Origin of the sequence: Caballeronia sordidicola (genome assembly GCF_002220365.1) — a bacterium.
Classification (GTDB): Bacteria; Pseudomonadota; Gammaproteobacteria; order Burkholderiales; family Burkholderiaceae; genus Caballeronia; species Caballeronia sordidicola_C.
Map to the genome: position 1 here is coordinate 1 of NZ_MTHB01000112.1, position 10,028 is coordinate 10,028.

A 10,028-nucleotide genomic window follows, 5' to 3' on the forward strand; every position below is an offset into this window, starting at 1 on the left:
CAGCCCCGAGATGATGCGTATCCGAAGACAAACCGTCGAGCATCCGTTTGGCACAATCAAGGCTTGGATGGGAGCCACGCATTTCTTAACACGAACTATCGAGCGAGTCAGCACCGAGATGAGCCTGCACGTGCTTGCGTACAACATGAAGCGAGTCATTAAGTTACTCGGATCAGAAACGGTCATGAAAGCGATGCAGGCATAGGCCTGCGTGCAACCAACCGGAGACTTGACCACATCCTCTTTGATGAAATTGATGTTCCGCATGCCGCATTCAATGATCCGCACTTCGTTGCGAGAGCACGTGTCGTCGGAGTTTGTGCCGTTACGCGTTTTGACACGGTCTGGGCCGAACCCGGTCCGACGTTGAACTAGCAGAGTGAGCCGTCACCGATCGGTCCGTGTCGGGCAGAAGTCGGTCGAGATTTGGCGCGGTAGCAGTAGGTTTGGTTTGTCTGTTGCCGCCCCTTTTCGCCTAGCGGTGCCCGAATAACTTCACCCTGACCCCGTTTCCACATCCCGCTCATCGAACCGGACATCCAGATCTCTCGCATTCGGCTCTCGGACAACGAATGACATATCTAACCGTCCATGGAAGGTGTAGGCGTTCTTCAGTGGCATATAGCGAGAAGCTTGACGGAGCCCATGCCCATTTCGTTCGCGCTTGTACCGCGCACCTATCGGTCTGGCGCATCTCTTTACTTCAAAGATCACGACCGCACAGGCGTGAAGCCGTCAGAACTCCAGTCCTCGCTGCCTACACCGTGATGGACGAAAAAGAAGCCCTCCGGGTCGTAGCGGTCTTTGATCGTTTTCAGCCGCACATAATTGCTCCCCCAGAACGCCTCGCGCCAATCTCCGCGAAAAAAATCGGCTTCCGACAGATAGGAGCCGCTTTGTGGAGACAATGCTTTAAGAACGGCCGCCGCCTTGGCGACACTCTCGGCATTGCGATGTGCCTGTGCCATGTCAGGTGGAGTGATCGGGAGACCTGCGAACGGTGGGGGACCGCCTGCAGCCACAATCATTAGGGCAAACGCGTCGGCAACTTTCGGATTCATAGCGCACCGACGAGCCTGCTCGTTCACCTCCGGCGATGCGCCTGCGAGACCTTTATTGACATGCAGTTCTACGGTCTGAAATTGGGCGGCCTCCATGAGCGCCCCAGTAAGCCGACCGCGTTGGGCAGGTTCGAGAAGAGTCGCGGACAGCCATTGTGACTCGTAGCCGTGCAAGAACAGTGATGCCTGGTCTTCATCACCTCGCCACCAGCCGTGGTTCGTGGCAGCTCCAGCGCGTGGGTCGGGCACCAGTCCCGGGTTGGCCTTGAGATCCCACCAGTGGCGCGCCGGGCCGGCGCCGACGTGAGGTTCTTCGGTGAAGGTAAAATCCACCGGCGAGGCTTGTACCCAATCGATGAAAAGTGCCCATGCCGATTTGGCCTGTACGTCGTTTAGGCCCTGACACACCATCGCCACGCGGACTTCGTCGTTGTGAAAAACAAGCTGCTCGCCCCACTGGGAGTGGAACAGATTTTCGGCATAGTGATCAACGAACTGTCCTACCAGCCGTCGGTAAGCCTCACGTGACGACGCTTTGACCGTGAACTCGGCCCAGCCAAAGTTATCGGGCAGGTCGTGGGTCTGCAAAGTGATCTTGGTCACCACGCCGAAACTGCCGCCCCCCCCGCCTTTCAGCGCCCAGAAAAGATCGGGCTCCCGCCATGCGTTAACCGTGCGGACAACGCCGTCAGCGGTGACGATCTCAGCTTGGAGCAGGCTCGCGGCCGCCAATCCGAAACGCTTCGAGAATGAGCCGAAGCCGCCGCCCAGGACAAGACCGGCAACCCCCACGCTCGCACAGCCACCGCCCTGGACGTATCGCCCCGCCTGGGTAGTGACGGCAGTGTAGACGTCGATCCACATGCAGCCCGCCTCTATAGTCACCGCTGGCATCGCCGGCGTCGAGCAGCCCAATGCAACAAACGCATCATGTAGATCGATGCGGTTCATCGCGCGCGTCCAGATCAAAAGAGAATCCGGCGCGTTCGAACCGCCAAGGTAGCTATGACCACCGCCTTTCACGACTAGGCGCAAATTGTGTGCGCGGGAGAAATTGATGCCTGCAACCACGTCAGCAGTAGAACGGGCCGCCACGGCGTAAGCGCTCGCGCTGGGTGCCCATCCGTCCAGCCAGCCTGAGATCTGGGTGCCGCCAGGATCGTCGCCGAGCGCGATTGGGTTTCGCGCTTCCTTGAGGCGGGCAAGGCAGCGGGGCGTGCCAGGCGCTCCCGCACAGGTCTGCCAAATCGTCGTTGGTTGCAACAATCTTCCGCCAACCTCTCGACTCAACGTCTCCCATTCCTCTGCTTTCGGCCACGCGGGATCGCTCGGTCGGATGCGCCCCTTTCCAGCTACGGGGGGGATTCCTTCGGCGAAGATCGTGGTGTTGGCGAGGAGTGGAAGGGCGGCAACTCCCTTTAGAATGCATCGTCTTTTCATGGCATCTCTTTTTCTTGTCGAGAGTAAATCGCCTTTCCGTACCATTTTTTCTGAATTCTAAAGCCAACCCGGTTCGCTTCGTCAAGCGAATGGCCGTTGCAAGAGATCGAAGCGACATCCAAATGGCAGTGCAACATCGTGGATGAGTGGCCGCAGATGGCCGCGTGCCACTTCATGCAAATCGCATACGCAACCCGAACCACGCAAGTCTTTGATCGGCAACAGGCGACCCGCTGCAGCTGTCTGGCTACTTACAAAGCGGACATTCCGCGATAAATGCTGCGGACTTTTGCGTAGAAAGCGCAGGCGATGGAGGAGGCGAGTACGGCGACTGAAGGAGCGCGCCGTCTAATGCGAAGGAGCGCATCACCGTCCCTTGCTCGCCTTGGCCGACCGTCAATTAATATCTTTTACGACCTAATTTAGTCGAAAAAATATATTGGACGTCTTACTGACGCTCTCTCACTATTTGTAAGTTCCCGGCGCACACCATGCGCGATATCGCGAGCCGTCGCCTGCGGGCTATCGGTGTGCCGTCATCGTCCGCAACGGCGCATTGGCTGGCCCGGGCGCAATTCTGATTTTGATAATAACAACCTGAGGATACAGATGCCCCACTATCGATCAAGAACCTCCACTCATGGCCGCAACATGGCCGGCGCCCGCGCCTTATGGCGCGCGACCGGAATGAAGGACGATGATTTCGGTAAGCCCATTATTGCGGTGGTGAACTCGTTCACCCAGTTCGTGCCGGGCCACGTGCATCTGCGCGACCTGGGCGCGCTGGTGGCAAGAGAAATCGAAGCGGCCGGCGGCGTAGCGAAGGAATTCAACACCATTGCGGTCGACGACGGCATCGCCATGGGCCACGGCGGCATGCTGTATTCGCTGCCCTCGCGCGAGCTGATCGCCGACTCGGTGGAATACATGATCAACGCGCATTGCGCCGACGCTATGGTCTGCATCTCCAATTGCGACAAGATCACCCCGGGCATGCTGATGGCCGCCATGCGCCTGAACATCCCCGTGGTCTTCGTCTCTGGCGGTCCGATGGAAGCGGGCAAGGTTAAATCGCCGACGCACGGACAGGTCGCCAAGATCGACCTGATCGACGCCATGATCAAGGCGGCGGACCCCAAAATCAGCGACGCTGAAGTGGCCGAAGTCGAGCGTGGCGCGTGCCCGACATGTGGTTCATGCTCGGGTATGTTCACCGCGAACTCGATGAATTGCCTGACCGAAGCGATCGGTCTGGCGCTGCCCGGCAACGGCACGATCGTCGCCACGCATGCATGGCGCAAGGGCCTGTTCGAACAGGCCGGCCGTCTGATAGTGGACCTGTGCCGCCGCTACTATCAGGAAGAAGACACGTCGGTCCTGCCGCGCAGCATCGCCAGCAAGCAGGCATTCGAGAACGCCATGGCACTCGACGTGGCCATGGGGGGGTCGACCAATACCGTGCTGCACCTGCTGGCCGCGGCGCAAGAAGCCGGCGTCAATTTCACCATGTCCGACATTGATCGCATCTCGCGCAAAGTGCCGTGCCTGTGCAAAGCGGCGCCCGCCACCGACAAATACCATATTGAGGACGTGCATCGTGCCGGCGGCATTCTCGGCATTCTTGGCGAACTGGCCCGCGCGGATCTGCTGGATCTGTCGTGCGGCAACGTGCACAGCGGCACGCTGGGCAACGCAATTGCCAAGTGGGACATTGCAGGTGGTGCGGGCGAACAAGCACAGGATTTCTTCCGCGCGGCCCCAGGTGGCATTCCGACCACGGTCGCGTTCAGCCAGGAAGCCACATTTGCCTCATTAGATACCGACCGCAAGACCGGCTGTATCCGCAGCAAGCAGGACGCGTATTCGAAAGACGGCGGCCTCGCCGTGCTCTACGGCAACCTCGCGGAGAAGGGCTGCATCGTCAAGACTGCGGGTGTCGACGAATCGCAATGGACCTTCTCCGGTCCCGCGCGCGTTTTTGAAAGCCAAGACGACGCCGTCGAAGCCATTCTGGGCGACAAGGTGGTGGCGGGCGACGTGGTCGTGATCCGTTACGAAGGCCCCAAGGGCGGCCCCGGCATGCAGGAAATGCTTTACCCCACGTCGTATCTGAAATCTAAGGGCCTGGGCAAGAGCTGCGCGCTATTTACCGATGGGCGCTTCTCGGGCGGTTCGTCTGGGCTCGTGATCGGGCATGCGTCGCCGGAAGCAGCGGAAGGTGGCACGATAGGTCTAGTGGAGGAAGGCGATGTGATCGAGATCGACATCCCGAAGCGCAAGATGCATTTGCGGGTATCGGGGGAGGAATTGGCGCGCCGTCGCGAGGCTATGGAGGCACGCGGTGACAAAACTTGGATGCCCGTGAATCGTGAACGCGTGGTGTCGCTGGCGTTGCAGGCCTATGCAGCGCTTGCGACTTCGGCTGACCGTGGCGCCGTGAGGGACCTCTCGCAAATCAAGCGCAAGTGAGGTTGAAGGGCTCTGTCGAGCTAAGGCGAACAGGGCTAACAAGATCGATACGCCGAGTACTGCTGATCGGTCGTCGAGCCGATCGGCCTAAAAGCGTCGAACTGCGACAGTCGCGGACGACCGAGTCGTGACAACGAGCAGGGGCCACCTGGATTTTTCAGGAACTGTGTCGGCAGTTTTTTTCACTTACCTGGCACAGACTTTATTTTATGCAGCACCCGGGATGCGTGGGTGAACGAGTCAGCATACGCAATTGCTTGTGGCTCCGCGGAGGACTCACCGGTGTCCACGTCAGAAGCGAGCAAGAATGGTGAGCCAGGATTATTCAAATGGATGATGGCCGTTATCTGGCGTTCTTCAGGCGGTGTCAACGATCTAGGCGACTGTATCGAACGTCTCAGACTGGCCGATTGGGTGAGGTCGCCAACGGCCGCTTATTAGCACTCCAGTGTGCAAAACCTGAATCTGGCTGACTGACCGGTTTGGAACAATCTGTCTGACCGGAGTGGGTCGCGTGCCGCCGATCGCCACCAGGCAGTGGTCGGCGATTTTGGGGCGTCCGACACTACCGCCTAGATCGTCAACAACCGACAGACCCCGACGAAATCGCTGGCACTTTAAGGCTTGGATGCCGACAGCAAGCTGCAGGAGCCCGGCAAACGAGACGCACTTGGGTGTTGCCGGAAGCCGCACAATCGATTATAAAAGTGGAACCCGGTCACAAGCTGGGAGAACCCTTTTCTCACGCCAACCTCCGGAGGATGCTATGTCACCGTTAAACGTAACGATGTTCTGACCGGCACAATAGAGCCGCCGTCTACCGATTATTCCCGCCTTACGGGTTTGCGTCCTTGCACGCAGCGTTATCCAGTTTCTCTTCCCAGTACCTTTTGGCCTTCAGGCTTTTCTGCCGCCAGTCAATCTCGCGGGATCTCTTCGCTCGCGCCTGATCTTGTCCCCGCTGACGAGTTAGCTCTATCGCACCACGTTCCAGGGCGATCGGCCATACGGGTGCCGGAAAAACCTCAACTCGAAGGCATCGAAAAGCGCTGGAGTCTGCATTGGGACGAACAGCGCACATACGCGTTCGATCGCTCCGCGAAGCGTGATGCCGTGTATTCGATCGACACTCCTCCGCCCACCGTGTCGGGCTCCTTGCATGTCGGCCACGTGTTCAGCTACACCCATGCTGACATGATCGCTCGGTTCCAGCGCATGATGGGTAAGACGGTTTTCTATCCAATGGGCTGGGACGACAACGGACTGCCAACCGAACGGCGTGTGGAGAACTACTACGGCGTCGTCTGCGATCTCGATACCGTCTATGATCCAGACTATTGCACGCCCAATGTTGTGCCGTCCCGGCGATCGTCGTTTGCTCGCGTTAGCCGGCGCAATTTCATTGAACTGTGTCATCGTCTGACGGAGCTCGATGAGATCGCCTTCCGCGATCTTTTCGCCCGCCTGGGGCTCTCGGTCGACTGGAGTCTGACCTACGCGACCATTGACGAACGCGCTCAACGCGCAAGTCAGCGCGCGCTGCTGCGAAACCTGCAACGCGGCGAACTCTATCGCCAGCTGGCGCCATGTCTCTGGGACGTCACGTTCCAGACGGCCGTGGCCCAGGCTGAGCTGGAGGATCGCGAGATCGGCGGCGCCTTTCATGATCTTCGCTTCGCAGACGACGGTGGCAACGGCGTGCTGGTGTCCACGACGCGGCCGGAATTGCTGCCGGCTTGTGTCGCGCTGGTCGCACACCCCGAGGATGAGCGCTTCCGCCATCTGATCGGCAGCACGGTCCGCTGCCCGTTGTTCGGCATGGACGTGCCGGTCAGAGCGCATGCGCTTGCCGATCCGGCGAAAGGCACCGGCCTCGCGATGATTTGTACCTTCGGCGACCTCACCGATGTGATCTGGTGGCGTGAACTCGATCTTCCAACACGCGCGATCATCGGTAAGGACGGTCGCGTGCAGCATGAAGTGCCGGACTGGATCGCGTCGCAGGAAGCTCGTGCGACGTACCTGCAGATTGCGGGATGTACGGTTGCAGAAGCGCGTCGGCGGATAGTCGAAGCGTTGAAGGCGAGCAACGGCTTGATCGGAACGCCGCGGCCGATCAAACACGCCGTTAAGTTCTTCGAGAAAGGTGACCGTCCGCTCGAAATCATCGCGACGCGGCAGTGGTATCTACGCAATGGCGGACGTGATTCGACACTTCGCGACGACCTCTTGAAGCGTGGTAATGAGCTCAGTTGGTCTCCCAGCTTCATGGGCAGCCGCTACGCGAACTGGGTCGGCGGTTTGAATGGAGACTGGCTCATCAGCCGCCAGAGGGTTTTCGGCGTGCCGATTCCGTTGTGGTACCCGCTCGATTTGCAAGGACAGCCTGATTTCGGCGCCCCAATCTGCCCGGACGAGTCGGCATTGCCGATCGACCCTCAGTCGCACATTCCGGCCGGTTACAGCGAACATCAAAGAGGGCAAGCCGGCGGATTTATTGGTGAAGCCGACATCATGGATACGTGGGCGACGAGTTCCCTCACGCCGCAGATCGCAGCCGGTTGGGAAGAAGCGAACGGGTGCTTCGATCAGGTATTTCCGATGGACCTGCGTCCACAAGCACACGACATCATCCGGACGTGGCTGTTTTCAACGGTCGTCAGGTCGCATCTGGAAACGAAGCGACTGCCGTGGAAGCAAGCAATGCTGTCAGGCTGGATTCTCGATCCCGATCGAAAGAAGATGTCAAAGTCGAAAGGCAACGTGGTGACGCCGGTCGCGCTGCTCGATAAATACGGCTCGGATGGCGTTCGTTACTGGGCCGCACTGGGGCGCCTTGGGATGGATACCGCTTTCGACGAAACACAAATGAAGAACGGGCGGCGGCTGGCGATGAAGCTGTTGAACGTGTCGAAGTTCGCGCTCGGCTTCGCTCATCAATCCGAGCGCAGCATGACCGAACCGTTGGACCAGGCGATGATTGCGCGGCTTGCGAAGGTCGTGAACCTCGCTACGACTGCGCTTGCCTCGCTCGACTACAGCAAAGCTCTCGAACAGGCAGAAGCTTTTTTCTGGTGGTATTGCGACGACTACGTTGAACTCGTAAAAGGTCGAGCGCACGGCACGGGGGCCGGTGCGGTGTCAGCTCATTGCGCGTTGGCTGAATCTCTGTCAGTGATCCAGCGCCTGTTCGCACCGTTCCTGCCGTTCGCCGCAGAGGAGAGCTGGTCGTGGTGGCAAGAAGCGTCGGTTCATCGCGCTCCATGGCCCGATGCATTTTTGCTTGACCTCCTTGCGGGGCCGGTTGTGATCAACGACACCACGAACGTCGTCTCTGACGTGTTGCGCGAGATTCGGCGGGCAAAATCGGAAGCGAAGGTGTCGATGAAAGCGGTCGTGGACCATGTCATCGTCAGCGACTCGGCAGAGCGGTTGGCGATTTTGCGGTCAGCGGAACGTGATCTGTGTGACGCGGGACAGGTCAAGCGGTTCGAAACGGCCTTCGCGGAGAGTTTTGGTGTCAGTGTCACGCTCGCCTAGAAAGCACGGGTCAGGGGACGCGTTTGCGCCTCCTGACCGGGCTGTGACACGAGCATTTGCGAAGCTATCTCGAAGCTTTTGCGGACGCGCTGCAACTTTCTGATATTGTTTTGAGCGCGCCGCACACCACGCTGGGCGGCGCCTACCGTGCGGACACCGCTCCGCCAACGAGACCACGCATGCTTTCGATAAGCACCGCCTTGCGGGCTGCCTCTGGCTCATCCGATGGAGCGTCAATATGGAAACCACGTTGTCTCCGCCGCATGGCGTCAGTTTTGGAAGACTCGCACCAGGCCTCGGAGTTCAAGACCTCAACCGAAGCCTCCAGTTTTACTGTGGTGTGCTGGGGTTTAACAAAGTGTTCGAGAACGGGGATCCCGTCGGGTTCGTCATCCTGAAGAAGGACAAGGCTGAACTGCATCTGTCGCAGAACAAGAACCATAAGGCGTCGCTAAATAATGTAGCGCACCTCATGGTCGAAGACGCAGCTGTCCTTTATGAGCACTGCACGACCCACGATGTTCGGATCATCAAGGCCCTGCGCGATGCCGACTTCGGGCTCAGGTGTTTCGTGCTGGCAGATCCTGATGGGAATCGCATCGATATTGGTGAGGTTCTTCCAAACCCCGGGGTCGCTGCCTGATCGCGGCAGACGAACGCTTGTCTGGCGGAATCTTGCGTGACCGTTGTCTGTCAGCGCTGCTTCAACGATAGCGTGCCGGTGTCCGTCCATTCGTGGACGGGCACGATGCCGAACCCGACGATGCTATTCGAGGCCTCCCGTCCGCGCGCTTAGGACGCATCCGAGGTCCGGTGACGAGATTCGTTTAGAGTATGTTTCTCAAAACCCTAGCTGGCTTGCGGCGCGAGATATGCTGCTCGTATGAGGCAGAGACCGGCCATAACCGACGCTCGACGTTATCGGGCAGCTCGCCGACAACTAACGCGTCGGCGAGCTAAGGCATTGATTAGCATTCGGGAGCAGGATATTGAAAATTGAAGTCGAAATCGCACCGAGGAAGTCCCAAGAAGTTTTGATCGAGATGGTTGTCGATTATCTGCAGGAACTTGGAGCCGATACAGAGTATCCGTACCTCCCGCTCTACTGGGAAGAGGCAGAAAGATACCCTTATTTTATTCTTGTGGACGGAAAGGTAGCTGGGTTTGCTCTGGTTAGAACATTGACCAATGCCCCGTTGTTCGAGATGGCTGAATTTTGTGTCTCGAAGTCGTATCGCGGACAATCAATAGGGCGGGAGGCCGTGCGCGCACTCTTCGAAATGCATGCAGGTGATTGGCGAGTAACAACGATGCTCGATAACACTGAGGGTCTAAAATTTTGGCGTTCGGTCGTGCCGGTTGGTACGCCTGTTGTTCTCAGCGATGGGCCCGACGAAGATCCTTGTATGCTGATGTTGTTTAATACGGGGCCGCGTTAAATCGTAGCGGAATTCACAGCCATCTTGTCGGCTTCGGCCGAGAACGTGTGCGCCGCGCAGCCGACTTGCGAATCATCAA

General features: G+C 58.6%; 6 protein-coding genes. 5 read left to right on the forward strand and 1 reads right to left on the reverse strand.

Annotation, left to right across the window (positions count from 1 at the left end; genetic code table 11):
- Positions 1–205: transposase (locus tag BSU04_RS18995; protein WP_144021271.1), on the forward strand; the 205-nt coding region annotated here is incomplete at its 5' end.
- Positions 206–710: 505 nt separating this feature from the next.
- Here the strand turns inward: BSU04_RS18995 and BSU04_RS19000 are convergent.
- A complete protein-coding gene (locus tag BSU04_RS19000; RefSeq protein WP_089162089.1) occupies positions 711–2,501 on the reverse strand; it encodes an FAD-dependent oxidoreductase in 1,791 nt (596 codons plus the stop codon).
- Between the two features lie 609 nt (positions 2,502–3,110).
- Here BSU04_RS19000 and ilvD point away from each other — a divergent pair.
- The 4 genes from ilvD (at position 3,111) to BSU04_RS19025 (ending at position 9,949) form a co-directional block, all read left to right on the forward strand.
- Positions 3,111–4,970, forward strand: a complete 1,860-nt coding sequence (gene ilvD / locus BSU04_RS19010; RefSeq protein WP_089162091.1) for a dihydroxy-acid dehydratase — start codon at positions 3,111–3,113, stop codon at positions 4,968–4,970.
- A 1,011-nt stretch (positions 4,971–5,981) separates the two neighbouring features.
- Complete coding sequence (gene valS, locus BSU04_RS19015) at positions 5,982–8,510, forward strand: valine--tRNA ligase (RefSeq protein ID WP_089162092.1); 2,529 nt, start codon at positions 5,982–5,984, stop codon at positions 8,508–8,510.
- Between the two features lie 238 nt (positions 8,511–8,748).
- Positions 8,749–9,153, forward strand: coding sequence for a VOC family protein (locus tag BSU04_RS19020; protein ID WP_089162093.1), 405 nt, complete (start codon positions 8,749–8,751; stop codon positions 9,151–9,153).
- Positions 9,154–9,499: 346 nt separating this feature from the next.
- On the forward strand, positions 9,500–9,949 hold the full coding sequence (locus tag BSU04_RS19025; RefSeq protein ID WP_089162094.1) for a GNAT family N-acetyltransferase: 450 nt from the start codon (positions 9,500–9,502) through the stop codon (positions 9,947–9,949).
- Positions 9,950–10,028 lie beyond the last annotated feature (79 nt).